The 25,275-nt window shown below is 58.9% G+C and carries 21 protein-coding genes, 1 tRNA gene and 1 pseudogene; 8 read left to right on the top strand and 15 right to left on the bottom strand.

The genetic code is table 11. The features are described from left to right. Positions 1-37: 37 nt before the first annotated feature. The 3 genes from ACW5XD_RS16830 to lpcA form a co-directional block, all read right to left on the bottom strand. Complete coding sequence (locus tag ACW5XD_RS16830) at positions 38-373, bottom strand: Hpt domain-containing protein (protein ID WP_456495844.1); 336 nt, start codon at positions 371-373, stop codon at positions 38-40. A 321-nt stretch (positions 374-694) separates the two neighbouring features. After that, complete coding sequence (locus ACW5XD_RS16825; protein WP_456495843.1) at positions 695-1,477, bottom strand: class II glutamine amidotransferase; 783 nt, start codon at positions 1,475-1,477, stop codon at positions 695-697. 149 nt (positions 1,478-1,626) lie between these two features. Next, positions 1,627-2,205, bottom strand: coding sequence for a D-sedoheptulose 7-phosphate isomerase (lpcA, locus tag ACW5XD_RS16820; protein WP_042872411.1), 579 nt, complete (start codon positions 2,203-2,205; stop codon positions 1,627-1,629). A 246-nt stretch (positions 2,206-2,451) separates the two neighbouring features. On the opposite strand from lpcA, the gene fadE reads away from it, so the two are divergent. Together fadE and ACW5XD_RS16810 are read left to right on the top strand one after the other, a co-directional pair. After that, positions 2,452-4,908 (top strand): acyl-CoA dehydrogenase FadE, encoded by a 2,457-nt coding sequence (fadE, locus tag ACW5XD_RS16815; protein WP_456495842.1) that lies wholly within the window; start codon positions 2,452-2,454, stop codon positions 4,906-4,908. A gap of 166 nt (positions 4,909-5,074) precedes the next feature. Continuing rightward, positions 5,075-6,592: an HD domain-containing phosphohydrolase gene (locus ACW5XD_RS16810; RefSeq protein WP_456495841.1), complete on the top strand. Its 1,518-nt coding sequence runs from the start codon at positions 5,075-5,077 to the stop codon at positions 6,590-6,592. Between the two features lie 81 nt (positions 6,593-6,673). On the opposite strand, the gene ACW5XD_RS16805 is transcribed toward ACW5XD_RS16810, so the two are convergent. Together ACW5XD_RS16805 and dnaQ are read right to left on the bottom strand one after the other, a co-directional pair. Further along, the gene (locus ACW5XD_RS16805; RefSeq protein WP_456495840.1) at positions 6,674-7,930 is read right to left on the bottom strand and encodes a TIGR03503 family protein; all 1,257 of its coding nucleotides are present in this window, start codon (positions 7,928-7,930) and stop codon (positions 6,674-6,676) included. Continuing rightward, positions 7,927-8,661, bottom strand: coding sequence for a DNA polymerase III subunit epsilon (gene dnaQ / locus ACW5XD_RS16800; protein WP_456495839.1), 735 nt, complete (start codon positions 8,659-8,661; stop codon positions 7,927-7,929). Before dnaQ ends, ACW5XD_RS16805 begins: the two co-directional genes overlap by 4 nt. Before the next feature lie 75 nt (positions 8,662-8,736). On the opposite strand from dnaQ, the gene rnhA reads away from it, so the two are divergent. Next, complete coding sequence (gene rnhA, locus ACW5XD_RS16795; protein ID WP_042872419.1) at positions 8,737-9,201, top strand: ribonuclease HI; 465 nt, start codon at positions 8,737-8,739, stop codon at positions 9,199-9,201. Positions 9,202-9,270: 69 nt separating this feature from the next. Here rnhA and ACW5XD_RS16790 read toward each other — a convergent pair whose 3' ends face one another. Continuing rightward, complete coding sequence (locus tag ACW5XD_RS16790; protein ID WP_456495838.1) at positions 9,271-9,993, bottom strand: class I SAM-dependent methyltransferase; 723 nt, start codon at positions 9,991-9,993, stop codon at positions 9,271-9,273. A 71-nt stretch (positions 9,994-10,064) separates the two neighbouring features. Here ACW5XD_RS16790 and gloB point away from each other — a divergent pair, with 71 nt between their 5' ends. Together gloB and ACW5XD_RS16780 are read left to right on the top strand one after the other, a co-directional pair. Then, positions 10,065-10,829 carry a hydroxyacylglutathione hydrolase gene (gloB, locus tag ACW5XD_RS16785; protein ID WP_456495837.1) on the top strand — a complete coding sequence of 255 codons (765 nt, stop codon included), beginning with the start codon at positions 10,065-10,067 and terminating at the stop codon, positions 10,827-10,829. A gap of 69 nt (positions 10,830-10,898) precedes the next feature. Next, the gene (locus tag ACW5XD_RS16780) at positions 10,899-12,446 is read left to right on the top strand and encodes a LysM peptidoglycan-binding domain-containing protein (RefSeq protein ID WP_456495836.1); all 1,548 of its coding nucleotides are present in this window, start codon (positions 10,899-10,901) and stop codon (positions 12,444-12,446) included. 88 nt (positions 12,447-12,534) lie between these two features. On the opposite strand, the gene ACW5XD_RS16775 is transcribed toward ACW5XD_RS16780, so the two are convergent. After that, complete coding sequence (locus tag ACW5XD_RS16775) at positions 12,535-13,380, bottom strand: endonuclease/exonuclease/phosphatase family protein (RefSeq protein WP_456495835.1); 846 nt, start codon at positions 13,378-13,380, stop codon at positions 12,535-12,537. A gap of 111 nt (positions 13,381-13,491) precedes the next feature. On the opposite strand from ACW5XD_RS16775, the gene ACW5XD_RS16770 reads away from it, so the two are divergent. Further along, on the top strand, positions 13,492-13,716 hold the full coding sequence (locus ACW5XD_RS16770) for a hypothetical protein (RefSeq protein ID WP_042872430.1): 225 nt from the start codon (positions 13,492-13,494) through the stop codon (positions 13,714-13,716). A gap of 6 nt (positions 13,717-13,722) precedes the next feature. Here the strand turns inward: ACW5XD_RS16770 and yciA are convergent, their stop codons facing one another. The 5 genes from yciA to ACW5XD_RS16745 all read right to left on the bottom strand — a co-directional run bounded on the left by yciA (position 13,723) and on the right by ACW5XD_RS16745 (position 21,036). After that, positions 13,723-14,121, bottom strand: coding sequence for an acyl-CoA thioester hydrolase YciA (gene yciA / locus ACW5XD_RS16765; protein WP_080741131.1), 399 nt, complete (start codon positions 14,119-14,121; stop codon positions 13,723-13,725). A 146-nt stretch (positions 14,122-14,267) separates the two neighbouring features. Then, positions 14,268-15,080 carry an NAD-dependent epimerase/dehydratase family protein gene (locus ACW5XD_RS16760; RefSeq protein ID WP_456495834.1) on the bottom strand — a complete coding sequence of 271 codons (813 nt, stop codon included), beginning with the start codon at positions 15,078-15,080 and terminating at the stop codon, positions 14,268-14,270. A gap of 260 nt (positions 15,081-15,340) precedes the next feature. Continuing rightward, positions 15,341-16,339, bottom strand: a complete 999-nt coding sequence (locus ACW5XD_RS16755; protein ID WP_456495833.1) for a LacI family DNA-binding transcriptional regulator — start codon at positions 16,337-16,339, stop codon at positions 15,341-15,343. 179 nt (positions 16,340-16,518) lie between these two features. Further along, on the bottom strand, positions 16,519-18,435 hold the full coding sequence (locus ACW5XD_RS16750; RefSeq protein WP_456495911.1) for a transglycosylase SLT domain-containing protein: 1,917 nt from the start codon (positions 18,433-18,435) through the stop codon (positions 16,519-16,521). An 84-nt stretch (positions 18,436-18,519) separates the two neighbouring features. Further along, the gene (locus tag ACW5XD_RS16745) at positions 18,520-21,036 is read right to left on the bottom strand and encodes a putative bifunctional diguanylate cyclase/phosphodiesterase (protein WP_456495832.1); all 2,517 of its coding nucleotides are present in this window, start codon (positions 21,034-21,036) and stop codon (positions 18,520-18,522) included. Positions 21,037-21,407: 371 nt separating this feature from the next. Between ACW5XD_RS16745 and hpf the strand changes: the two genes are divergently transcribed. After that, positions 21,408-21,749, top strand: a complete 342-nt coding sequence (gene hpf, locus ACW5XD_RS16740; protein WP_456495831.1) for a ribosome hibernation-promoting factor, HPF/YfiA family — start codon at positions 21,408-21,410, stop codon at positions 21,747-21,749. Positions 21,750-21,854: 105 nt separating this feature from the next. Here hpf and ACW5XD_RS16735 read toward each other — a convergent pair whose 3' ends face one another. Beyond that, complete coding sequence (locus ACW5XD_RS16735; RefSeq protein WP_456495830.1) at positions 21,855-22,364, bottom strand: VC2046/SO_2500 family protein; 510 nt, start codon at positions 22,362-22,364, stop codon at positions 21,855-21,857. 125 nt (positions 22,365-22,489) lie between these two features. Between ACW5XD_RS16735 and ACW5XD_RS16730 the strand changes: the two genes are divergently transcribed. Continuing rightward, positions 22,490-22,574, top strand: a tRNA-Tyr gene (locus ACW5XD_RS16730). Positions 22,575-22,761: 187 nt separating this feature from the next. On the opposite strand, the pseudogene ACW5XD_RS16725 reads toward ACW5XD_RS16730, so the two are convergent. Together ACW5XD_RS16725 and ACW5XD_RS16720 are read right to left on the bottom strand one after the other, a co-directional pair. Further along, a pseudogene (locus ACW5XD_RS16725) lies at positions 22,762-23,670 on the bottom strand (IS3 family transposase); the annotation flags it as partial. Continuing rightward, on the bottom strand, positions 23,671-25,005 hold the full coding sequence (locus tag ACW5XD_RS16720; protein WP_456495829.1) for an IS110 family RNA-guided transposase: 1,335 nt from the start codon (positions 25,003-25,005) through the stop codon (positions 23,671-23,673). Positions 25,006-25,275: the final 270 nt, after the last annotated feature.

The following is a 25,275-nucleotide window of genomic DNA, read 5'->3' as shown; positions in this document are numbered from 1 at the left end:
CAGCGGTGAACCTGCTGGTTCCCCCTGCGCAGCAAGCTCAGTGGTAGTTGGCAAGGTGAGAGAGCACCTGAGGCAGAGATTGCTCCAGCTGGGTCAGTAGCCGAGCGACCTCATCGGCATCTTCATGCTTGCAGGCCCGCTCCAGCGCCACCACCTGCTGGTAACTGAGCTGAGCACCGTAGCTGCCGCAGGAGGATTTCATGCTGTGGGCGAGCCGCGCCAGCGCGGGCCAATCCCGCCGTTCATAGAGCGGGCGCAGCTGGGCGAGCTGCTCTCCCACTTCCTCGATAAACACCGAGATCACCACCGGCATCATCTCCTGGCCTATGTCTTCCGCCAGCTGTCGCAGCACCTTCTGATCCAACCATTCCATCCCTCAGCCCTCATTTGACGGTATTCAAACAGAACATACTATAGATGCCCGGCGCGACAGCGTCATCCCTCACCCACCTTCTGCTTGTCGACCGGAGAACGGCCGCAAAACGAAAAGTGTGATCCGGTTCTAGTAATGTGGCGATAGGCAGGCCGGATTGAAACATAAATGTTGCCAAAAAATTAACATTTAAACAACAATGGAGGCCGTGAGAATGATGCGACTCAGCAACACCTCTCTCATCCCTTTTGCCTGTATGGCTGCTGCGAAGAACCAGGGTAGGATTCTACCCTGGTATTTTTTTATATTTAAATCAGATAATTACCGAGGCTGATTGCCGCACACGCGCTCACCCAGCCGAAACAGGCTGAACTCGCCGGGCGCCATCCTGACCCAATCTTCATTACCGGTCAGCGGACGGGTCGCGATCAGGGTCACCACGTCATCCGGGGTCGTCTCGCTCTGGAAATCGATGGCCACATCTTCATCCAGCAGCCTCGCCTCGCCAAAGGGCGCCCGCCGGGTGAGCCAGTGCAGGTTGTTGCTGCAGTAGGTCATCACAAATTCCCCATCAGACAGCAGCATGTTGAATACCCCAAACCCGCGCAACTCATCACACAGGGTGGCCAGATGGCGAAACATGGCGGGGAAGTTGGCGGGACGCTTGGGATATTTCTGCTCCAGCCGGTTGAGCAGCCAGCAAAATGCGTGCTCACTGTCGGTGTCGCCCACCGGGCGGTGCCGCCCGGTGGCGAGTCGCTTGTAACCGGTCAGCTGGCCGTTGTGGGCAAAGGTCCAGTAGCGGCCCCACAGTTCACGGGTGAACGGATGGGTATTTTCCAGCGACACACAGCCGCGGTTTGCCTGCCGGATATGGCTGACCACGGCACGGCTCTTGATGGGCAACGCCTGGACCAGCTTGGCTATCGGCGACTGGGCACTGGGCTCGGGATCCTTGAAGGTGCGAAACCCCCTCCCCTCATAAAAAGTGATCCCCCAGCCATCCTTGTGTGGCCCCGTCTTGCCGCCGCGCAGCATCAGACCGGTAAAGCTGAAGCAGATATCGGTCGGCACATTGGCACTCATGCCGAGCAGTTCGCACATAAACAGCGGACTCCTTATTACTGGGCCATCTTTTTTCAATCAGCGGGACCAGCCTGATGCAAAGCACAGCCGATCCCGCCGCTTATGGGGGCAGGCACAACCGGGACATGGCCTGGCGAGGCTCGCACATCCCGGCTGGACATGCTGCCTTACTTGGCCATCTCTTTTTCGACCAGCTGGATCAGGATATGGATCACCTTGATGTGCACTTCCTGAATGCGGTCGGCATAGCCAAAGTGCGGCACCCGGATCTCGACGTCGGCCAGACCCGCCATCTTGCCACCATCCTTGCCGGTCAGCGCGATCACCTTCATGCCTTTGGCATGGGCGGCTTCGATGGCCTTGAGGATGTTGCCTGAGTTGCCGCTGGTGGAGATACCGAGCAGCACGTCACCACGACGGCCGACCGCTTCCACATAACGGGAGAATACATAGTCGTAGCCAAAGTCGTTGGAGACGCAGGAGAGGTGGCTGGGATCCGAGATTGCGATGCCGGCATAACCGGGACGGTTCTCGCGATAGCGGCCGGTCAGCTCTTCGGCAAAATGCATGGCATCGCAGTGGGAGCCACCATTGCCACAGGAGAGCACCTTGCCTTCCTGCTTGAAGGAGTCGGCGAGCAGCCTGGCGGCAGCTTCAATGTTTTTCAGATTCTGCTCATCTGCCAGGAACGCCTGGAGCACGCCGGCAGCTTCGGTCAATTCATTGCGGATCAGTTCTTGGTACATGATGTCTCTTCCAAAATATGGGCGATGTCATTGTCGCACAAGCCAATCCCGGAGTCGCCCCCCCGCCCGTCAAGATGCCGCCTGCAGGACGTTATGCCGATCACAGAGCCAAGGTAACAAGCTTGTAAACATCTTGATAAGTTTGTGCGTATGAATTACAACAGGGGCCATATCCAACAGGTCAGACCTCTGGATCAGCTAACCCACTTTTCACCCAACTTCGGCAACTTATGCAAGGAGCGAAAAATGACGACGACCCTCACTCTGCTCGGGGTGATCCTGGTGATCGGCGCCATGGCTTATCGCCGGGCGTCTCTGTTCACCTCCACGCTTGCCACGGCCGCCGCCCTGGTCGCCGGCACATTCTATGGCCATGTCCCCCTGCTGGTGTGGGCACTGTTCGCCGTGATTGCCATCCCCCTCAATCTGGTGGATTTTCGCCGCAATCAGCTGACCAAGCCGCTGTTCAAGATCTACAAGTCCATCATGCCGGAGATGTCCCGCACCGAGAAGGAAGCCATCGAAGCGGGCACCACCTGGTGGGAAGCAGATCTGTTTGCCGGCAACCCGAACTGGAAGAAACTGCACGCCATCCCCGTCAGCGTGCTGTCAGCCGAAGAGCAAGCCTTCATGGACGGCCCGGTTGAAGAAGTGTGCCGCATGGTCAACGACTGGGAAGTGACCCACGAGCGGGCCGATCTCTCCCCCGAGGTGTGGCAATACCTGAAGGACAACAAGTTCTTCGCCATGATCATCAAGAAGAAATACGGTGGTCTGGAATTCTCCGCCTATGCCCAGTCCTGCGTACTGCAAAAACTGTGTGGCGCCAGCGCCGTACTGGCCTCCACCGTGGGCGTGCCCAACTCGCTCGGCCCAGGCGAACTGCTGCAGCACTATGGTACCGATGAGCAGAAAGACCACTACCTGCCCCGTCTGGCGGTCGGCAAAGAGATCCCCTGCTTCGCACTGACCAGCCCGGAAGCAGGTTCCGACGCTGGCTCCATTCCCGATTTCGGCATCATCTGCAAGGGTGAGTGGGAAGGGGAAGAGGTGCTCGGCATGCGGCTGACCTGGAACAAGCGCTACATCACGCTCGCCCCTATCGCCACCGTACTGGGTCTGGCCTTCAAGCTGCGCGACCCGGATCACCTGCTGGGTGAAGAGGAGGAGCTGGGGATCACCTGCGCCCTGATCCCGACCCACATCAAGGGGGTCGAGATCGGTCGCCGCCACTTCCCGCTCAACGTGCCATTCCAAAATGGCCCGACCCGTGGTGACAATGTATTCGTGCCGCTCGATTTCATCATAGGTGGCCCGGCCATGGCCGGTCAGGGCTGGCGCATGCTGGTCGAATGCCTCTCGGTTGGCCGCGGCATCACGCTGCCTTCCAACAGCACGGGCGGCGTCAAGATGCTGGCCTTGGCGACTGGCGCCTACAGCCGCATCCGTCGCCAGTTCAAGTTGCCCATCGGCAAGATGGAAGGCATTGAAGAGCCGCTGGCCCGTCTCGGTGGCAACGCCTACATCATGGGCGCCGCCGCCAACCTGACGGTGACCGGTATCGATCTGGGGGAAAAACCCTCGGTCATCTCCGCCATCGTCAAATACCACCTCACCGACCGTGCCCAGAAGTGCATCATAGATGCCATGGACATCCACGGCGGCAAGGCCATCTGCATGGGCCCCAACAACTACCTAGCCCGTGGCTATCAGGGAGCCCCGATAGCCGTGACCGTAGAGGGTGCCAACATCCTGACCCGCAGCATGATCATCTACGGTCAGGGCGCCATCCGTTGCCACCCGTATGTGTTGCCGGAGATGCTGGCCGCCAGTCATCCTGACAAGGATCAGGCGCTGAAGGACTTTGACAAGGCGATGTTCAGCCACGTCGGCTTTGCCATCAGCAATCTGGTGCGCAGCTTCTGGCTGGGCCTGACCGGTGCCCGCCTTGCACCCGCACCGTTCAAGGATCAGACCAAGGGTTACTACCAGCAGCTCTCGCGCCTCTCTGCCAACCTGGCCTTCCTGTCAGACATGGCGATGGGCACTCTGGGGGGCGAACTCAAGCGCAAGGAGCGGGTCTCCGCCCGCCTGGGCGATGTGCTGAGTCAGCTCTATCTGGCCTCCAGCGCCCTCAAGCGTTATCAGGATGAGGGGCGTCAGCAGGCGGATCTGCCGCTGCTGCATTGGGCGCTGCAGGATGCCATGTTCAAGGCGCAAGAGGCGATCGACGAGCTGCTGCGCAACTTCCCGAACCGCTGGATTGGCTTGGCCCTGCGCGTCATAGTGCTGCCCCTTGGCCGTGACATGAAGCGCCCGAGTGACAAGCTGGACAGCCAGGTTGCCCGTCTGCTGCAGACGCCGAGCGAGACTCGCAGCCGTCTGGCCATGGGCCAGTATCTGACCCGCGAAGAGGGCAACCCCTTCGGTCTGCTGGAACAGGCACTCGATGACGTGCTCTCTGCCGAACCGCTGTTTGAGAAAGTATGCAAGGCTGACGGTATCAAACGTCCGTTTATGCAGCTGAACAAGGTGGCGGATGCAGGTCTGGCACTGGGAGTGCTCAACCAGACCGAGGCTGACTTGCTGCGCCGTGCCGAAGAGAGCCGCCTGCGCACCATCAACGTCGATGATTTCGACCCCATCGACCTGGTTGCCAACAAGGCCCTGTTCGAGCCATCGGCCTATCACAGAGCAGCCTGACCCACAGGAAAATAGTCAAACGCCTCCCATGTGGAGGCGTTTTTTTATGGGCCTGGATCACGATGACAACAAAGAGATTTCACAGATCAAATTTTATTTCCCAATAAGTTTCCTATCCTTAGTGAAGCAGTTAATGTAAGCACAGGATCCCAAACAGGATTGCATGATGGATGACCAAATCCTGATTATTGATGATGACGATCTGCCCCTTCTCGATAACCAGCAGGCGGGATGGAAGGTGATGATTGTGGACGATGAACCCGAAGTTCATCGCATCACCAAGATCACCCTGAGCAAGTTTGAATTCGATAACAAACCCATTGAATTTTTGCATGCTTATTCAGCCGCACAGGCCAAGGAGTTGCTCGCCAAGACCCCGGATGTAGCCTTGTTGCTGCTCGACGTCGTCATGGAGGTCGATCACGCCGGTCTCGATGTGGTCAAGTTCGTGCGCGAGGATCTGCAGAACAAGATGGTGCGCATCGTGCTGCGGACCGGACAACCGGGTCAGGCGCCGGAAGATGATGTGGTCACCAACTACGACATCAACGATTACAAGGACAAGACAGAGCTCACTTCCCAGAAGCTGCGGACCCTGCTGCGGGCCAGCCTGCGTTCATACCGCGATATACGTACTCTGGAGAGCAATCGCCAGGGGCTGGAGAAGGTCATTGAAGCCTCCAAGGGGATCTTCGAGAAACGGGCGCTGCGCCAGTTTGTCGAGGGAGCTCAGGAGCAACTCGGGGCCCTGCTCAATCTGGAAGAGTCCCAGATCTATGATGTAAAGCAGTTTGCCTACGAGGTACGGGATCAGATCCTGGAACCCCTGCTGCCTGGCCATTCGTCCGTGCGGCTGATCGATGCCCCCCTGATCTTGCGCCAGGCCATGGCCAATCGCGCCAACGTCTATGACGGCAATCAGATGGTGCTCTACTGCCAGAATCCCCGCCATCACCTGCTGTTTCATATCGAGACGACCCGCCATCTCAGCCAGATGGACACGGGCCTGCTGAGCTTGTTTACCGAAAACATCATAGTGGCGCTGGAAAATATCCGGCTTAACGAAGTCATCGCCGACAACCAGCGCGAGATCATCTACCGCATCGGTGAGCTGGTGGAGACCCGCTCCAAGGAGTCTGGGCTGCACGTCAAGCGGGTCGCTCTCTACACAGAGCTGTTCTGCCAGTTGCTCGGCATGAGCGAGGAGCAGAGCGAGCTCATCAAGCGCGCCTCCCCGCTACACGACATCGGCAAGGTGGGCATCCCGGATGCCATCCTCCACAAGCCGGGCAAACTGACCCCGGAAGAGTGGGAGATCATGAAGACCCACGCCCAGCTGGGGCAGGACATGCTCTCCGGCAGCGACCTGGCGCTATTCCAGATAGGCGCCACCATAGCCGGCAACCACCATGAGAAATGGAATGGTAGCGGCTATCCCCGTGGTCTTAAGGGCGATTCAATACCGCTTGAAGGGCGAGTGGTGGCGTTGGCCGATGTGTTCGATGCCCTGGGCTCGGATCGCTGCTACAAGAAGGCGTGGCCGCTGGACAAGGTACTGGCGCTGATTGAAGAGGAGAAGGGACAGCACTTCGATCCCCGGCTGGTGGAGTTGATGCTGGCCAATCTGGACAAGTTTCTCGAAATCCGCGATCAGCACAAGGATATCTACGTCGGGGATCACTGATCCTCCCTCACTGCAACTGGCCAACCGCTACACATGAAAAAGCCGCCTCAACAGGGCGGCTTTTTCATTCAGGGCAAACTCTTACTGTTCGGGTAGGTTCAAGTCCAGCTTGGCCTCGGGTTTGGCTCCCTCATTCTCTGCCTTCTGCGCAGCCATCGCCTTTTGCAATGCTCGGCGTTTTTGCAACAGGATGAATCCAACCCCGCCGAGCAGGGCCACCAGAATACCAACACCGCCCAGCAACCAGAGCAGCCAGCTGCGGCTCTCTTTCTCTTCAAATTTCACCTGGGCGGGTACAGCTGCCGAAGCAGCGGATGCGGCCGAAGGAGGCGGTGCCAGCACGGGGAAAATGTTGAATGACTTGACCGGCAGAGTGACCTGGATCTCGCGGCCCAGACGGGTAGTCCCGTACAGGGTGGCGGTCACGTCATACTGACCAACCTCCTTGATGACGGAGAGATCGACCTCCACTCTGGGCTCGGTCGCCACCGCGCTGAACGCCATGCTGGCACCTACGGTATTGGTTGCCTTGCCCTTGATGATCACGGAAGCGGGATCCAGCTCATCGCCGTCAATTAGGAAAGAGAGCCGGGCACCGTACTCTTTCGACGGCGCCGCCAAGGTATAATTGACCGGTAGCGGGTAGATCAGCACATCCTGATAGCGGGCGCGCGAGAAAACCTGATTGCCGGTACTGTAGAGTGCTCGATACTTGCCGGCCGGAACATCCAGCACCGCCTTGGCGGTCATGACGCCATCACCCGGCACCTCGTCGAGCCCCTTGCCATCATCGCGATAATGGCCGAGCTCCTCATCCAGAATGGGCTCGCCCTGCTGCTTGGCATCGTTGAAGCGTTGCAGCTTCACCGTCATGCCGAGATCCGTGAGGTAGTAGCCCTCCTTGGGCGGAGCATCGTCGATCAGCAACCAGGATTTAAGTTTGACGACTTCCCCCTGATAGAGCTGGGTCGGCAGCAGATCGGTTTCCAGCTTGATGTTCGAGAGAATGCGCACCCTGTTTTCAGGATCCACCTCGCCGATGGCCTGCCAGGGACCCGGCATGGGGTCACGGATGGTGATGAGATCCTGATCCTTGAGCGCCAGCCAACCCACCTCGGGCGGAGTGACCTTGCCGACATAGAGTTTGCTGCCATCGGGCCGCACCAGGATCACAGAAGGGGTGCCCGGCTTGCGCGTCACTATGAAGGTGATCTCCTTCACCCCGTAATCAATGCGAAAGCGATTATCGAGCAGGGGAATGTCGGAGGGGGCAAACACCTCGTTGGCCCCGGCCGTCAGTGAGGTCAGCAGCAGCAGGCCGCTCCATAGCTTGCTCATTGCCGCCACAGGCAGGCTCCTCCTTTCTTCTGGACCAGATCCAGTCTCGCCTCGTGCACGGCCTCGATGTCGGCGCCGGCACGCACGACCTTGAGTGGCGGACGGTTGCTCTCCAGTCGACGGATGCTGGTGTCCTGATTGCGCTCATTCTCTTGGCTTTCGGTGGCCAGGTTCAGCTTGGTCTGGCCACCCGTCATCAGCAGGTAAACGTCAGCCAGGATCTCCGCATCGAGCAAGGCCCCGTGCAAGGTCCGGTGGGAGTTGTCTATGCCGTAGCGATCGCACAGCACATCCAGGTTGTTGCGTTTGCCCGGGAAGAGATCCCGCGCCATTGCCAAGGTATCTGTGATGCTGCAGATATCCTTGGTCTTGAAGTTGAGTCCGAGCTTGCCGAACTCATAGTCCATGAAGCTCACGTCAAAGGGCGCGTTGTGGGCGATAAGTTCGGCGCCACGGATGAACTCGATGAAGTCGTTGGCGATCTGGCTGAACGGGGGCTTGTCGGCCAGGAAGGCATCCGTGATGCCGTGCACCTGGATGGCCTCGGGATCCACCAGCCGATCCGGCTTGATATAGACGTGGTAGTGATTGCCGGTCAGCTTGCGGTTGATCACCTCCACACAGCCGATCTCTATGATGCGGTGTCCCAGATAGATGGGGCCACCGGCGGTGTTCATACCTGTGGTTTCAGTATCCAGAATAATCTGGCGATTCAGTTGGGGTGTGTTCATGATCCAATCTATGTCAAACTTCGGCCTTACCCGCTAGTTTACCCCAAGACTCATGCTAAAAAAGATCGATTGCTCATGTTAAAACACATTGATTTATACACGGATGGTTCCTGCCTAGGCAATCCTGGCCCGGGTGGCTATGGCGCCGTCCTGGTCTATGGTGACCACCGCAAGGAGATTTCCGGTGGTTTTCGGCTGACCACCAATAACCGGATGGAGCTGATGGCCGCCATCATGGGGCTGCGCACCCTCAATGCGGCCTGCCAGGTACGGCTCACCACCGACAGCCAGTATGTGCGCCAGGGGATCACCCAGTGGATCATCGGCTGGAAGAAGAAGGGATGGATGACCTCAAACCGCCAACCGGTCAAGAACGTCGACCTCTGGAAGGAGCTGGATGCGGAAGTGGCCCGCCATCAGATCGAGTGGCTCTGGGTCAAGGGACACTCAGGTCACCCCGAGAATGAACGCTGCGATGAGCTGGCACGCGATGCCGCCAGTGGCAAGCAGCTCGCCGAAGACACCGGCTATCAACCCTGATCCCACCTGTCAAAGGGTGACTAGCGTCTTTGACCCGAGCGGTTACGAGTCGCCCGTCGAGGATATGGATTACCAGCCCTGACGCGCCATGCCCGGTGCCGCTATCGACTCAGGCAAACGCCAGCGACGGCGCACCGGGATGAGTGGAAAACGCCGCTTGCGCGCCGCGATCACATAGACAGATGCAAAGGGTCTGCAGTAATCCCGCCCCACACTCTCCCGCCACCAGCCAATCCGGCTCTGCTTGCTCATGAACGAATAGCCGAAGCGCTCATCGAACATCACCTCGCAACCGAGCAGTTGCAACCAGTCCGTCACCCGCGCCGGAGTAAACATGCGCGCCGACCAGGGCAGATGTTGACGCAGGAAAGGCAGACAATGACCGATACCGACCAGACTGAGCGGGTTATAGCCGCTGACGATGAGCCAGCCATCGTCGGTCAGCACACGTTCGGCCTCACGCAGTACCTGATGGGGGTCGGGCGAGAAATCGAGACTATGGGCGAGCAGACAGGCATCCACGCTGCCGGTTCGTACCGGCAAGGCCAGCGGATCGCCCTTGATATCCAGCAGCCGGCCGCTGGGGGCAACCCCGATCTGGTGGCGGATGGAAGAGCAGCCACAGGAGAGCTCGGCGCTCAGGGCGCCGACTTTAAGCAGATGATAACCAAACAGATGTGGGCACCAGCTGTCGAGCCGCTCCTGGATCTCGGCCGCCACCCAGTCCCCCATGGGTAACGCCGACCAGCTGGTCGGGATCTCGATTTGTTGTTCGGTACGTGCCAACTGCATAATAGGGCTCAACTTGGGGTTCGAACGCCATCCAGTTATATAAGATACCCTCCATAAAGAGAAGCGAACTCATGTATACCGTTATCACAGTTCCAGCCTTTACCGACAACTACATCTGGTTGATCCGACACGAAAATCACTGTCTGGTGGTTGACCCTGGCGAAGCGGCCCCCGTGCTGGAGCGGCTGGCTGCGCTGGAGCTGCAACTCGACGCCATCCTGCTGACTCACCACCACCAGGATCATGTAGGCGGCGTCACCGCCCTGCTCACCCAGTTCCCTCATGCAAGACTCTATGGCCCCAAACATGATCCCATGCCCGATCACCATGGTCAGTGGCTCGATGACGGGGATCAGATCAACTGGCATGGTCTGAGCCTGGATGTCATCCACGTGCCCGGCCATACCCGTGGCCATATCGCCTACCACGGCAATGGCATGTTGTTCTGTGGGGATACGCTCTTCTCCGCCGGTTGTGGTCGCCTGTTCGAAGGGACCCCGGCCCAGATGCATGACTCGCTGCAACGGCTCGCCGCCCTGCCCGATGACACCCTCATCTATTGTGCCCATGAGTACACCCTCTCCAACCTGCGTTTCGCCTACGCGGTCGAGCCCGACAACAGGGCGATCCAGCAGCGGATCGGGCTGATCAGCAAACTGCGTCAGCAGGGCCTTCCGAGTCTCCCCTCCCGGCTGGGGGATGAGCGTGAGTTCAACGTTTTTCTGCGTTGCGAACAGGATTCCGTGAAATTTTCTGCTGAGAAACACGCCTTAAAATGCTTGGAAAATCCAGAGGATACCTTCGCCGTGCTACGCAGCTGGAAGGACGTTTTTTGAACAAACCTTGATCAGGGGGCCATTGCCCCTTATGATGCCAGCTGTTTTTCAAGAGATGACCTGAGCGAGATGAAGGTACGAACGGCCTTATTGGCGGCACTGTTTCTCAGCGGCTGCCAAAACCTGAGCCATCAGGATGACCGGGCGCTAACGGCAATCGAGCCGATCAAGTCCCCCCAAGTCAACAAAAAAGCGTATAAAAAACATTCGGCGCGCTTCCTGTTCGGTGACGAACAGATCGACGAACTGGATGACACCGAGAACCTGTGGGTGCGTATCAGCGACGATATGCAGTTTGATCCGCAGGAGAACGAGCGTGTCCGCCAGCAGCGTGATTGGTTGTTGCGCAATGATAAGCATCTGGCGACCATTGCCAGCCGGGCTGAGCCCTACCTGTATCTGATGGTAGAGGAAATCGAACGGCGTGAGCTGCCAATGGAGCTTATTACCATCCCCATGATCGAGAGCATGTTCGATCCCCACGCCCGTTCCCGCAGCAATGCGGTGGGTCTGTGGCAGTTCGTTCCTGCGACCGGCAAGAACTTCGGCCTGCGCCACGACAACTGGTACGACGGCCGCCGCGATGTGCTGGCTTCCACCAATGCCGCGCTGGATTATCTGGAGTATCTGAACCGTTTCTTTGATGGTGACTGGCTGCAAACCCTGGCCGCCTACAATGCCGGTGAAGGACGCGTGCGCAATGCCATAGTCCGTAATCAGAAGGCCGGTCGCCCAACCGACTACTGGTCCCTCGACCTGCCTCGTGAGACCCGGATGTATGTGCCCAAGATCTTGGCCATGGCTGACATGATCCGCAACGCGGACAAATACAATGTCACCCTGCCGGTACTGGCCAACAAGCCGCAACTGCGGGTGGTCAACACCGGGGGCCAGATCGATTTGAACGTGGCAGCCCAGCTGGCGGGTCTGCGCCCGGCCCAGTTGAAAGAGGTCAATCCGGCCCTGAGCCGCTGGTCGACCTCGCCTCAGGGTCCCTATCGCCTGCTGGTACCGGTCGAATATGCCGATACCCTGGAACTGGCCTTGGCCGATCTGCCCCAAAGCGAGCGCATCCGCACCCGCTCCTATCAGGTCACCAGTGGCGACACCCTCTCCCGCATCGCCAAGAATCATGGGGTGAGCGTGCAGCAGATCAAGCTGGCCAACAAGCTGCGCGGCAACAACCTGCGCCGTGGCCAGACTCTGATGATCCCGACCAGTGGCAGCAAGCAGGTCACCAGCCAACCAGCCCAGAGCAAGTCGCAGCAAGTTGCCAGTCGCAGCGGCAGCAAGATCCAGTACAAGGTGCGTTCCGGTGACAATCTGTGGAGCATCAGCCAGGCACATGGAGTGACCCATGATCAGCTGGCCAAGTGGAACGGTCTCGATGCCAAGTCTGCCCTGAAACCAGGCATGAAGCTGGTGGTCTGGCCCAAGCAGGGCAAGAGCAGCAACAAATCCATGGTCTATCAGGTGCGTCGGGGTGACTCCCTCTCCTCCATTGCCGCCCGCTTTCAGGTTGCCGTGATGGATGTGATGCGCTGGAATCAGCTGGGCAAGAGCGATTACCTCAAGCCGGGCCAGGAGCTGACCCTGTTCGTGAAGAACAACAGCTGAGCCACAATCACTTCATAAAAAAACACCCCGCCAAGTGCGGGGTGTTTTTTTATCGGTGCCGACAGCTAGCTGGTGCAGCCGAGGGCCATCAGGGGGTGATGGCCTGGGCCGCGAAGCGGGCCATGATGGGATTGTGATCCGAGGCATCGGTCGCCGGGCTGCTCACTTCCACCAGATCCAGATTGCGGTAGTAAAGGTGATCCAGCGGGCGGCCAAACGCGGTACGGCGCAGATCCGGCACCGGAATGGCTTCCTGCAGCCCCAGCTCGCCCACCAGCTTGTTCAGCCAGAATTCGCGCTTGTCGCTCCAGGTGTTGAAATCCCCCGCCAGAATGACAGGTCCCTGATGGCGATGGATGAGGGCGGTCAGATCATTGAGCTGCTCGCGGAAGGTGGCCATCCCAAGTTCGAAGTTGACCGCATGCAGGTTCACCACCAACACACCGTCAGGATCGTCTTGCAAGGGGTACAAGCTGACCAGACCGGACTTGGGAATGCGTAGCAGAGGCTCGGGTGAACGAACGCCGCAGACGAAGGCCTGTGGCGTTTTGGCGACTGTCATGACGCCAAACGAGACGCCACCCTGGGTGAACGCCTGCAACTGTTGCCACTGGAACTCACCGGCCTTGAGCCACGCCAGCATGTCCGGGCGGGTCGCTGACTCCTGCAGCAGCACCAGATCCTGAGATTTCGCATACTCGTCCAGCCCCTCGCGCCAGTTTTTACGCTGACCCTTATAGAGGTTCCAGACGGTGATGCCAAACTCGCGGGGCAAGGCGGTGGACGCCAGCGCCACCAGCGGCGGCTTCTGGCAATTGACGCCGGGAATGATGCCCTGCGCCGTCACCAGATGATCCTGATCCGGCACCTCGAAACAGCCGACCAACCCCAACGTCAGCAGCGACGTTCCCAGAATGCGATAACTATTTTTCATTGGCTAACAACCACCTGCCTCTGCATTGTGTCATGACCATCACAAATGTCATCGCAGCCGACTAGGCTCATGACTCGTGTCCGGCCCGGCGCATCCAGAAGGAATTCAACGATGGCGAGACAGCACCAGTACCGCGTGACATTTTATGATCAACAAGGAAATTGTCATCAAGTGGAGCTTTCCACCGTCTACCAAATCAGACGGGATCCCCAGTGCGATCTCTGCCTGTTCGACACTGAGCAGTGTGTCGGCTCGGAAGAGATGCTGGAACGCATGATACGGCAAAAAACCGGCTTTGAGCAGGAAATATCCATCATCAACGCCCGGCTGATCTGAGCCGGATCAGACTGGAACCGGGCGGGATTTGCCCTGATCGTCGATGGCGACGTAGGTGAAAATTCCCTCGGTCACGCAGTAACGCTGGGCTTCGTTTGCACGCAGCACCGGCTTGACCCAGACCTCCAGTTTAAGGCGCATGGAGCTGCGGCCAATCTTCAGGCAACGCCCGTAGCAACACACCACATCGCCTACCTTGACCGGGCTGTGAAAGGTCATGCCCTCGACGGAAACGGTACAAATACGTCCTTTTGCCAGCTCCTTGGCCATGATGCCCCCACCTATATCCATCTGGGACATGATCCAGCCCCCGAAGATGTCGCCATTGGGGTTGGTATCGGCTGGCATTGCCAGGGTTCTCAGCAACAGCTCCCCATCGGGGTGACGTCTTGTATCTACCATCATTACCGCTCTCTCTATATGGATGGCGGCATGATAGGGGGCGAGCCCCGCCTTGGCAAACCTCAATTGCCCCGCAACCCCAGCCCGCCGCGGCCCTGGAGTCGCATGTCACCGCTCGGGAGAAGAGCCCTGAGCAGGCCAGACACGCCTCAGTGGCCCCGTGCGGCCAGTTCGGCGAACCAGTGGGCCGGATCGGGCCAGCGATAGGCAAAACCGAGTTGCTCACAGATGCGCTGACCCTCGACGGGGACAAACTGGCCGGCCGGCTCGATAAACACCGGAGCCGGCAGGCCGAGCTGGCGGGCCGCAAAGGGATAAAATTGCTCGCGGCGCGGATGGACAGGCGCACTCAGGTTGTAGGCATCGCCATCCTTGCCTTGTGCCAGCATCAGCTGGCAAGCGACCACCACGTCATCCAGATGCACCAGGTTGACCGCCTGACCACCGCCCTCCAGGGTCTTGCCCGCCAAGAAACGTCCGGGATGGCGATCCGGGCCGTACAGGCCGGCGGGACGCAACACCATTGCACACGCAAAGCCTGCCTCCAGCATCGCCTGCTCGGCGGCCAGCATCCGCATCCCGCGGGCGTGGGCAGGGGCCGGCTGTTCATCCTCCCCCTGCCCCGGCGCCCATACCGAGGTGGCGCTCACGAACAGTACCCTCTGCACACCCGCAGTCTTGGCCAGCTGGCACAGGCGGGCGATGGCCGCCGGGTAATCCTCCGTCTTGCTCGGTGGCACGCAGATCACCAGCTCGCGGCAGTGCAACGGCAAGGCGCCCAGCTGGGCCGACAGTTGCAGCGGCCAGGCAGCGACCCCTTCGGTCGTCAGGCGCGCGGCCTTCTCGGCCGAGCTGACCGTCACCACCACGGCCTTGCCTTGCGCCTGCAATGCCCTCGCCAGCGGCAGCCCCAACCAACCTGCCCCCACTATCCCCGTCTGCTGTTTACATTCTGTTGTCATTGGCAAAAATCCTGGCAAAAAAAAACGGCCATCCATGATGACCGTCGAAAGTAACGAAGGAAATAGCTGGATTGACCAGTTACCTCCCACAGCGGGAAAATCGGGAGCGCAGGCTCCTAATTCGTGGGGCCTATGCTAGTGGCAGGCAGGCCAAAAAGCTTTGAAGCAGATCACAGTTGAAAAGGATTTCTGAAAACGCTTTCAATTTTTTGGCTGCGCATCGCCGAAAAATTGGCCCATTCAGGGCCAATTCTGTCTCGTCAGGCGACGGATTCGCGTCTGACCAGCTCGGCTTCGAACTTGAGCGCCAGCCCGTCGACCGGCTTGTGATCCAGCAGGCGCAAGGCCAACTCGGCCGCCCGTCCCCCCATCTCCTCGATGGGATAGCGCACCGTGGTGAGCTTGGGGTAGATGTAGCGGGCGTAGGGTATGTCATCGAAACCCACCACGGAGATCTGCTGCGGTATCTTGTAGCCGCGCTCCAGCAGGCAGGAGATGGCCCCCGCCACCATGGCATCGTTAAAACCGAGCACGGCGGTGAACTCGACGCCCCGCTCCAGCAGCTCACCCATGGCCACATAACCGCCATTTTCATCGGCGAAGGCACGACCAATCAAGGCAGGATCCAGCTCGATACCCGCCCGTTGCAAGGCGTGGTGATACCCTGCCATCCGCTGCTGGCCATCGACGAACTCTTCATCATCCGAGGTCACGAAGGCGATCTTGCGATGACCCGCATCCAGCAGATGCTGGCAGGCGGTGGTAATGCCGGCCTGGTTGTCCAGCCAGACACAACGATCCTCGGCACCCGGCACCTGGCGGTTGATGAAGACGATGGGAGTGTTGCCGGCCACCAGCTCGCTCAGCTCCTCGTCGGGTAGCGCCTTGCTGTGCAGGATCAGCGCATCGCACTGGCGCTGCAGCAGCGCCTGGATGGCGTGACGCTCGCGCACCGCATCGTGGTTGCCGGACATGACGATGGTGAACTTGTCCGCCTTGTCGACCATGGTCTCGATGCCGCGCATCATCTGGGCGAAGAAGGGGCCGCCACACAGGTCCCCCACCAGCACGCCGATGCAGTTGGACCGCTTGCTGACCAGTGCCTGGGCAAAACTGTTGGGACGAAAATTCAGTTCCTTCATGGCCGCCAATACGGCCTCACGCTTTTCTGGTGCCACCTGAGCCGTGTTGTTGATCACCCTCGACACAGTTGAAATGGACACATTAGCCAACCGAGAAACGTCTTTAATCGTTGCCACTATCAATTCCTTTGTTGGGGAAGCCTGTCTGTGTTGATCGAGCGATTATATCGAACCTGTCAGACCAAGACGTGGCGCCCGATCACCTGACAGGTTTCCTTTTGTAACAAAACCTTATGGGATAATAACCATTTTGGGGAGGGAAAGGGAATCTGGCCGCCGCCGGGGCGGCGGCCGTCTCAATAAGCGTGACTCAGCTCGCGATCGGACATGAAACGCAGCGGCTGCTGCAACTTGTGCTGATAGATGAGATCGAACGACAACACGTTCTGCACATAGTTGCGCGTCTCCTTGTAGGGGATGCTCTCGACCCAGACATCCATCGGCTTGTCCGCACTCTGATCACGCCAGCGTTTCACCCGGCCCGGCCCGGCATTGTAGGCCGCCGCCGCCAGGATACGGTTGCCGTCATACACATCCAGCAACCGCTTGAGATAGGCGCTGCCAAGGCGGATGTTCATGGCGGGATCAAACAGCTGCTCCTCGTTGCGATAGGGCACCCCCAGCTTGCTGGCGGTCTCCCTGGCGGTGGAGGGCATCAATTGCATCAGGCCACGCGCTCCGACCGGCGATTGCGCCAGCGGATAGAGGGCACTCTCCTGCCGGGAGATGGCGTAGAGCAGGCTGGTATTCATGGTCCGCTCCTGCGCCATCTGGGAGAAGGTACGCTTGAGCGGCAGCGGGAAGCGCAGATCGAGCGCATCCCAGGCCTCTGCCCTGATGCTGGCCAGGATCGCCAGCTCATGCCAGCCCTGCTTGAGGGCAATGTGGCCAAACTCGATGCGCTGGGCCACGGGATTGCGGTCCAAGTTGTGGATCCACTCAGCGCGCGCCGCCGTGATCTCGTTCATGTCCAGCAGTTCACGCACCCGCAGCAGGAAGGGCCAACGGGCGCTGGCGGTGCGCCAGTCCGGCACCTGCTTCACCGCGCTCTGGTTCTTCATCCGATAAGGCACGCCGCTGCGCTGCGCCGCCATGAAGCCGTAGAAGCCGCGCAAATTGGCGGTTTCCAGATAGAGATCCCGCGCCGGTTTCTTCTGACCCTGCACCTCCAGCGAACGGGCCAGCCAGTAACGCCAGCGATCTTCCTTCTGCAGGGCGATGGGCATACGCTTGACCCAACCGGAGAGCCCGCGCCAGTCCTGCTCCCAGATGGCGAGCCGGGCCCGCAGCTCCAGCAGATCCGGATCGACCAGTCGCACGACGGTGGCATCCACCCAACCGCGCTGGGCAGTGGCACGGTCCAGCAGCAGGCGGCGAGCCACGGCTCGCTCCACCGGCTTCAGCTCTGCAGGGGTCAACCCGAAGCGCGTGCGCATCGCGGGCAATTGGCGCAGCACGGATTCGGGCTGCTGATTGGCATAACGGGCCAGGCCCAGCAGCAACAGTCGCTTTGAGGGGGCCGCGGTGGAAAAATAGGCCGGATTCATCGCCTTGGCGGGCTGCTCGAACAGGGCGATCATCTGATCGCCATAAGGCTGCATGCCGCTGCCAAGCTGGGCACCGAGATGACGGATCAGGTTCGGGTTCTCCGCTTCAAACGCCAAGGTCATGCGGGTCCAGATCTTCTCCTGAGTACGCAAACCGGCCTGCTGCCAGAGCTGGAACAAGGGGGTACAGGCATCGGGACGAGACTGGCCACTGAGCCAGAGCTTGCCCGCCTCCTGCAAGGCCTGCGTCTGCTGCCCCGTGTAGTAGCGCGCCTGATAATGCATGCAGAGCAGATCGGTAGAGCTCGGCTTGGCCGGATAGAAGCGCAGGAACTGCGACCATTGCTGGCTCTGGGCCAGATAAGTGAGGTAACTACGCTCCAGCCGGTTGGATTGCGGCGTATCGCCGTGTTGTCGGATGAATCTGGACACGTCGTCATACTCTGCCGCTCCTGGCCGAAAGGCCAGCTGGTAATAATCCAGATAGGGCAGCAGCGGATAGTTGGTCAAACGGGCTCGAATTTGCTGGAAACGGGCTTGATCGTCGGCACGAACCGCGTCATAGGCCTGTCGATAGAGGGACTGTTCCATGGTTTGCGCCGCGACTGACGCCAGCAGCCCTGGCACGCACAGCGCCGATAATATGATTCCCTGCACGGCTTTCACGAGAGACTTCTCCATTGAGAGGCAATGCCACCGCCCGCTGGCGGTGGTCTTGTATCCCCACATTCTACCCGTTAACGCCAAGGGCTACAGCTCGCTCACCACACTATTTTTCGCGCCTGAAACGGCGCCATCAGGGCGGGAAAGACGTTTGACATAACGTTCCAGATAGGGGACGGGCAGCGGCTTGGAGGCCAGGTAACCCTGATAGAAATGGCAGCCCTGGGCCTGTAGAAACTCCAGCTGCTGGCGTGACTCCACCCCTTCTGCCGTCACGTTGAACCCCATGTGGCGAGCCATGGCGATCACGGCCTCGACGATGGCCATGTTGTCGCCATCCTTGGGTATGTCCTGAATGAAGGAGCGATCTATCTTGAGCTCATCGGCCGGCAGCCGTTTGAGGTAACTCAGGGAGGAGTAACCGGCGCCGAAGTCATCGATGGCAAAGCTGATGCCGAGCGCTTTGAGCTCGCTCATCTTGCTGATGGTGTCTTCCGCATGACCGAGCACCACGGATTCGGTGATCTCCAGATTCAGACAGGCGGGATCCATGCCAGTGGCGGCCAGCACGTCGTGAATGCGCTCGACAAAGTCGGTGGCATGGAACTGCTTGGCACTGACATTGACCGACAGCTGGGGGATGTGGATGCCGTTTTCTTCCCACAGCACATACTGGGCGCACGCCTCGTGCAGCACCCAGTTGCCGATGTCGACGATGAGATCCGTCTCCTCGGCGATGGGAATGAACTCGGCGGGCGAGACCAGCGCCCTGCCCGGTGGCTGCCAGCGGATCAGCGCCTCAACCCCGATGATGTCTCCCCCTTCCACCATGTGCTGTGGCTGGTAGTAGAGGGTCAGCTCCTGCTGGCTCAAGGCATTGCGCAGCTCATTGTGAATGAGCAGCCGACGATCCGCCTGCTGCTGCATGGAGGCATCGAAGAAGCGCCGGGTCTTGCGGCCCGCCGATTTGGCCTGATACATGGCGGTATCCGCCTGCTTGAGCAGATCGTCCACCCCCTGCTCACGGCCGGGGAAGAGGGTAATGCCGACGCTGGCCCCTATGTGCAGCACCTGCCCGCCATGGGTGTAGGGGGCCGCAATCTCGCTGATGAGCCGCTCGGCGATGAGGTCGGCCTGCATCTCCGCCTGGGGCGGGCTGGCCGACAGCGAAGGCAGCAGCAGCACGAACTCGTCGCCACCCAGCCTCGCCAGGCAATCCCCTTGGCGCACCAACCGTTTGAGACGAGTGGCCACCTCCTTGAGCAGCCAGTCGCCGGTGGCGTGACCCAGGGAGTCGTTGATGGTCTTGAAGTGATCAAGATCGATGAACAGCAGGGCCCCGATCAGGTTATCGCGGCTCGCCTCGCTGAACGCCTGCGCCAGGGTTTCGTGCAGCTGGCGGCGGTTGGGCAGGCCGGTCAGCTCGTCGTAGTAGGCGAGATCCTGAATGCGGCGCTCGGCCTCCTTTCGCTCGGAGATGTCTTCGAAACAGATGACGAAGTGGCTGATCACCCCCTTGTCATCCTGCACGGGCGTGACGATTTCCCACTGGGGATAGATGTGGCCATCGACGTGCAGGCGCAGAGTCTCTCCCTGCCAGCGGCTCAGGGTGTTGAGCTCATAGCCCAGCCCTCCCAGCCCTGACCAGAGATCATTGCCAAGATGCAGACCTATCACCCGCTGGCTGTCAAAGCCGGTGATCTGGCTGAAGGCATGGTTGACCCGCAATATCTTGAAGTCGGGATCCGTGATGATGATGCCTTCATGGGTTTCGAAGGCCACTGCGGAGAGCCGCAGCTGGGCATCGCTCTGCAATCGCTCCAGCTCGGCCACCATGCGCACGGAGAAAATAGTCAGCACTGAGCCCAGGTTGGGGATCTCTATCTCGCTGGAGAAGAGCAGCGCCAGATGGCCCAGGATCTGACCGTGTCTGTCAAATAGCGGCTGGGCATAATAACGCTGTCCCGCTTTCAACTGCGGATTGAGCTGGCAATTGGCCTCGATGGTGACCACGCAGGCCTCACCACGCCGATAGACCTGCTGGCAGGGCATGCCCGCGAGTTCGTACTCCTTGAGGTCAATACCGTGACAGGCCAATACCTTGAGGCGATCGCTGCTGGTGCGCTCCGCCAGCCAGACCGCATCCGCCACCAGAATATGGGCGAGCTGGTTGATCAGGGTATCGAAAAAGTCGAGCCCGGTTCTGGCGGACAGCGCCTGGGCCAACTGGGCCAGCAGGGGATCTTGCAACAGGGGAAGCTGCTGGGACAGCTCGGCAGGCAGCGGCGTGCTGCGGGTGGTATCCAGCGGAGCCAGCCAGCCACAGCATACCTGCTGGGCAGAGACGTACTGGCCGCTCCAGAGCACATGGCGCACCTCGCCATCCTCGTCCATCAGGTGACCAATGAATTGGGCAGGTTGGCGTGAGTGATAGAGTCTGGAGAGAAAATCAGAGAAGCCGGGTTCATCGTCCACAGCCAGCTGACCGGCCCAGGGGTGTGCCCCCTCCCCTTGCCATAGCTGGTAAGAGGCATGATCGGACAGGCTCCACTGTTCATGTTGCCGATCATAAAACCACATCATCTGAGTGGCCTGCTGTTTCATCTACTACTCCAACACCACGACAACCACGTTCAATACCCTGACAACTTGATAGAGCCCACATCCCCCTCTCGTACTACGGGCATAGTGCGATACGTGAGAAGTGCGAAAGAGGCGATACTATGCGGTGAAAACCGGACATGAGGTCGACATGCGGCGCTGCCAAGAGGGGACAGAAACGATCCAAGTTTTCCCATACTGCCTGCCTGTTTCATGGAGCTCAAGTGCTTTTTGACGCAGAACGGGAAAAGATCACAATTTATAAGCCGCGTAATAGTAAAGGATTGATTTCGTGACCAAGATCACATTTCAATATTCCACTATGAGTAGTCTGAAGGTGAAGACACAAGCAAGACGACCCGAAGGGGGCCAATATGAAAATCGAAATTACCAGCAAAATCATCGACATCACCCCGGCTATCCGCGAGCGCATTGAGTCCCGCTTTGAAAAGCTCGAACGTCTTCAGGTGCCTCTTATCACACCCCATGTGATTGTCTCCAAAGAGCGTCTGATGTTCATCGTTGAAGCCAGTGCTGGCATCCCCAACGGCAAATTGTTTGCCCAGGCAGAACACGAGGATATGTACGCCGCCATCACCGAACTGGGACAAAAGCTGGAGCGTCAGCTCAACCGCCATATCGAAAAGCCCATGGCTCGTCGGGCGGCCGCCAGTACCAAGGAAGTCGTACCCCAAGCGGATGAAGTCGACGCATAATCTGTCGCACATCACACGAATCAAATACCAAGGCGGGATCTTCCCGCCTTTTTGCATCCTGACGTTGCCGCAAATCGATGACCCTTTGCCTCTCCTTGCCCCGTCTCAACTTAACCAGTGCAGACGGGCATCCACCCCCTGTTGCAACGCATCCAGAATTGGCAGCATGAGCAGCGGATCGTCACGCCTTGGCTGATCCGCCTGTTTGCGTTGCCAGCGCTCGCGACCCAGAGGCGAGAGGTTGTCATACACGGCGGGATCCAGCGTCGGCTGCGGGCCCAGCAAGGGCGGCGAGCGCAACGCAAGCCAGAGCCTGACATCCACCATGGAACCTCCCTGCTGCAACCGCTCGTTGAGTCGCACGCCCTCTCCATCGTCCTCCCCCCCTTGCAAGGGGGGCACCACCGGCAACGCAAAGCGGCTGCGCCAATCCTGGGGATCCGGCTTGGATACGGCCGCCGGATCGAACCAGGGCTGCTCTTCCACAGCATCGGTCAGCAGAGCCAGGTGCAGACGAAAATCGGCCCTGTCGCCATGCTGAAGATCCTGGTTGAGACGTTGCCCCAGTTGGGCCTCGTCAACCAACAGCTGATCACGTATCGCGCTGGGTAGCATGAGATAACTCTTGGAAATGGTGGTTTCATCACTTATCGGCTGCAAAACGGATCCTGTGAGCAGGAAAAATCTCGCCAAGGGGTTCACAACAGCGGAAGATCTGTTAGTATGCGCCTCGCACTTGTGGAGGGGTTCCCGAGCGGCCAAAGGGATCAGACTGTAAATCTGACGGCTCTGCCTTCGAAGGTTCGAATCCTTCTCCCTCCACCATTATTCAGAAAGCCCGGCCTATGCCGGGCTTTCGCATTTCTGACCAGGCACAGTTCACTCCGATTCATCAAGCGACTCAGATAAAATGGCACTACATCAAGAGATGGTGAAAGGTTAACTCCCGAGGTAGGTCATTACCTTGATAGCAGCTATCCTGGATACCCAAGCCTGAACCGCCCCGGCTTCTTTAGACACTTTTGAGCCGTTCGAAATATTGCTTCTCACACTCTACTGGCGATAGCCCATTGTTGAAACTGTGCCGGCGCTTGGGGTTGTAAAACATTTCAATGTAATCGAACACATCCTGTCGGGCTTCCTCGCGATCCGCATAGGTTCTACGTCGGATCCGCTCGCGTTTGAGGAGCTGGAAGAAACTCTCCGCCACCGCGTTATCATGACAATTGCCGCGTCTGCTCATGCTGGCCTTGAGCCGGTGCTCCCGCAAAAAATCTTGCCAGTCATAGCTGCTAAACTGGCTCCCTTGATCGGAATGAACCAGCACTTCCTGCTCGGGTCGCCGTCGCCACACCGCCATCAGTAATGCGCTGATGGCCAGCTCTCGGTCAATCCGTGGCCTCATTGACCAACCAATGACTTGTCGTGAGAACAAATCCAATACCACGGCCAAATAGAGCCAGCCTTCATGGGTTCGGATATAAGTGATGTCCGTTACCCAGACCTTATTTGGCTCAGTCACATCGAACTGGCGTTCAAGATGATTCGGTGCAACGACCGTTGGCCGGCCACCATAATGACCGGGACGGCGACGATAACCGGTTTGTGAACGTACGCCTTCATGGCGCATTAATCGCGCCACTCGGTGTTTCCCACAGGTCTCGCCCATCTCTCGCAGGTCATCCCAGATCTTGCGATAACCATAAACGCCCCCGCTTTCTAGCCAACATTGCTTGATCTGGCCCAGGAGGCGTTGGTCTTCCAGGGCTTGGGCAGATAAAGGCTGGTGCTGCCAGGCATAATAACCGCTCGGGTGGACATTCATCATCCGACACAGTCTGCGGATGGGATGTGTGGACGCGTGCTCCCGGATGAAGGCGTACCTTACCCTGACAGCTTGGCAAAGTACGCGGCAGCCTTCCTAAGAAACACCCTCGATTGCCTGTAGGGTAAAACCAAATTCGGCGGCCCGACGGTGCAATCCCTTGACCACCCGATCGCGGTACTGCTGCTCGTAGTGATCGGCGCCAGGATCCTGATATTCCATACCAAAACGCATGGCGTTATAGAACAAGACCGCAATCTTGCGGGCCGTGGCGGTGACCGCCTTCGCTTTGCCGATGCGCGCTGACAAGCGTCGGTAGAATGCCCCCAGCGCTGTATTTGTTCTGCCGATGGTCACCGCTGCCAGTCGTAGGTGGGCGGTTACTCGATTCTTGGTCTTGCGAGTATGAGCTGACAACACCTTGCCACCACTGATCCGGCAGCCCGGAGCCAGTGTCAGCCATGAGGTGAAGTGTTGGGCCGTTCGCCAGCGACTCAGATCCGTTCCACACTCGGCCACCAGACGCAGTGCCAGGTAAGGGCCAATGCCATGGATCTGGGTCAGATCGATACCGACCAGTTGATAGAGCAAGGTGCGGACATCAAAGTTGAGTGCGTTCGGCTGCCGGGTACGGTGGCGAGGTTTTGGTAGCGCTTCGCTGGGACGGGGCTTGCCACGAGAGAGTTGTTGCAAGCTTTGGGCAATCTGCTCATCACAGAGAGAAATCTGGGTCTGGTAGGCGTCATACATGGCCAGTGCCTGACTCAAGGCAAACACATGCTCGGGCTGGTAATTACGTTGGATAGTTTCGACGCTCGACTGACAGCGCAGGTCGCGCATGGCGGCAAGCATCGTGGCATTTCGCTCTCCTGCGACAATGGCACGGATGATCCGCATACCGGTGGCGCCGGTGATGTCACTCACCACATGCTGCAATTGCGGGTTCATGTGAGTTAGCGCCTTCTGCATGTGCTGGATATGGGCCGCAGCGTAATCGAGGTGACGTTCACGTAGCCGCAGATAACTGCGCAGCGCGGCGATCTCCCGCTCAGGATGGAAGCTGGCGCGCAGTAGACCGCAAGCATGCAGGCGCTGGATCCATTGCGCATCGTTGACGTCGGTTTTACGTCCAGGTACGGCCCGGGCATCCCGGGCGTTAGCCAAGATGACCTGTAAGCCATGGGTCTCTAGGATCTCGTACACGGGTATCCAGTACACGCCTGTTGACTCCATTGCCACGGTGGTGATCCCAAGCTCGACCAACCAAGTAGCCATACGCTCCAGGTCTGCCGTGAAAGCCTGAAAGGTTTGCACAGGTTCTTCAGCGAGCGCTGTGGGCACCGCAACCACATGGAACCGCGAACCGATATCGATGCCCGCTGCGCGTGCATGGATGATCGGCAAACCGTGTTCAGTGTTGTGCTTTTTCATGATACCCCTCCATCACAAATAGTGCCGGACGGGGACTCGGATTCGATCACATTCCTAAACGGGGTCACCAAGGTGCCACCACTCACGGGTCCGCAGCTTTCCCTGGGTCAGGTTTTTTGACGGGGACTCAGCCTCCAAAAAGCAAACGACCACTGTCCGGTGAGATCAGTGTAGTGGACGTGTGTATGGAGATGGTATTCACCTGACAGTTGCCCACAAAAGGGAGTGGTCATACGGCTTCAAACCGGATAACAAAACGGTACCCCTACC

Source organism: Aeromonas enterica, from assembly GCF_054052465.1.
The sequence above is the reverse complement of the archived record's forward strand: the minus strand, read 5'-3'. Positions and strand labels throughout refer to the sequence as shown.

Excerpts from the sequence above, each read along its gene's own strand:
- ACW5XD_RS16775 (WP_456495835.1), bottom strand. The coding sequence starts at position 13,380 with ATGAAAAATAGTTATCGCATTCTGGGAACGTCGCTGCTGACGTTGGGG.
- ACW5XD_RS16810 (WP_456495841.1), top strand. The coding sequence starts at position 5,075 with ATGGATGACCAAATCCTGATTATTGATGATGACGATCTGCCCCTTCTC.
- ACW5XD_RS16735 (WP_456495830.1), bottom strand. The coding sequence starts at position 22,364 with ATGCTACCCAGCGCGATACGTGATCAGCTGTTGGTTGACGAGGCCCAA.
- ACW5XD_RS16830 (WP_456495844.1), bottom strand. The coding sequence starts at position 373 with ATGGAATGGTTGGATCAGAAGGTGCTGCGACAGCTGGCGGAAGACATA.
- rnhA (WP_042872419.1), top strand. The coding sequence starts at position 8,737 with ATGTTAAAACACATTGATTTATACACGGATGGTTCCTGCCTAGGCAAT.
- ACW5XD_RS16720 (WP_456495829.1), bottom strand. The coding sequence starts at position 25,005 with ATGAAAAAGCACAACACTGAACACGGTTTGCCGATCATCCATGCACGC.
- fadE (WP_456495842.1), top strand. The coding sequence starts at position 2,452 with ATGACGACGACCCTCACTCTGCTCGGGGTGATCCTGGTGATCGGCGCC.
- ACW5XD_RS16760 (WP_456495834.1), bottom strand. The coding sequence starts at position 15,080 with ATGACAACAGAATGTAAACAGCAGACGGGGATAGTGGGGGCAGGTTGG.
- ACW5XD_RS16780 (WP_456495836.1), top strand. The coding sequence starts at position 10,899 with ATGAAGGTACGAACGGCCTTATTGGCGGCACTGTTTCTCAGCGGCTGC.
- ACW5XD_RS16790 (WP_456495838.1), bottom strand. The coding sequence starts at position 9,993 with ATGCAGTTGGCACGTACCGAACAACAAATCGAGATCCCGACCAGCTGG.
- ACW5XD_RS16805 (WP_456495840.1), bottom strand. The coding sequence starts at position 7,930 with ATGAGCAAGCTATGGAGCGGCCTGCTGCTGCTGACCTCACTGACGGCC.
- ACW5XD_RS16825 (WP_456495843.1), bottom strand. The coding sequence starts at position 1,477 with ATGTGCGAACTGCTCGGCATGAGTGCCAATGTGCCGACCGATATCTGC.
- ACW5XD_RS16770 (WP_042872430.1), top strand. The coding sequence starts at position 13,492 with ATGGCGAGACAGCACCAGTACCGCGTGACATTTTATGATCAACAAGGA.
- yciA (WP_080741131.1), bottom strand. The coding sequence starts at position 14,121 with ATGATGGTAGATACAAGACGTCACCCCGATGGGGAGCTGTTGCTGAGA.
- dnaQ (WP_456495839.1), bottom strand. The coding sequence starts at position 8,661 with ATGAACACACCCCAACTGAATCGCCAGATTATTCTGGATACTGAAACC.
- hpf (WP_456495831.1), top strand. The coding sequence starts at position 21,408 with ATGAAAATCGAAATTACCAGCAAAATCATCGACATCACCCCGGCTATC.
- ACW5XD_RS16745 (WP_456495832.1), bottom strand. The coding sequence starts at position 21,036 with ATGAAACAGCAGGCCACTCAGATGATGTGGTTTTATGATCGGCAACAT.
- lpcA (WP_042872411.1), bottom strand. The coding sequence starts at position 2,205 with ATGTACCAAGAACTGATCCGCAATGAATTGACCGAAGCTGCCGGCGTG.
- gloB (WP_456495837.1), top strand. The coding sequence starts at position 10,065 with ATGTATACCGTTATCACAGTTCCAGCCTTTACCGACAACTACATCTGG.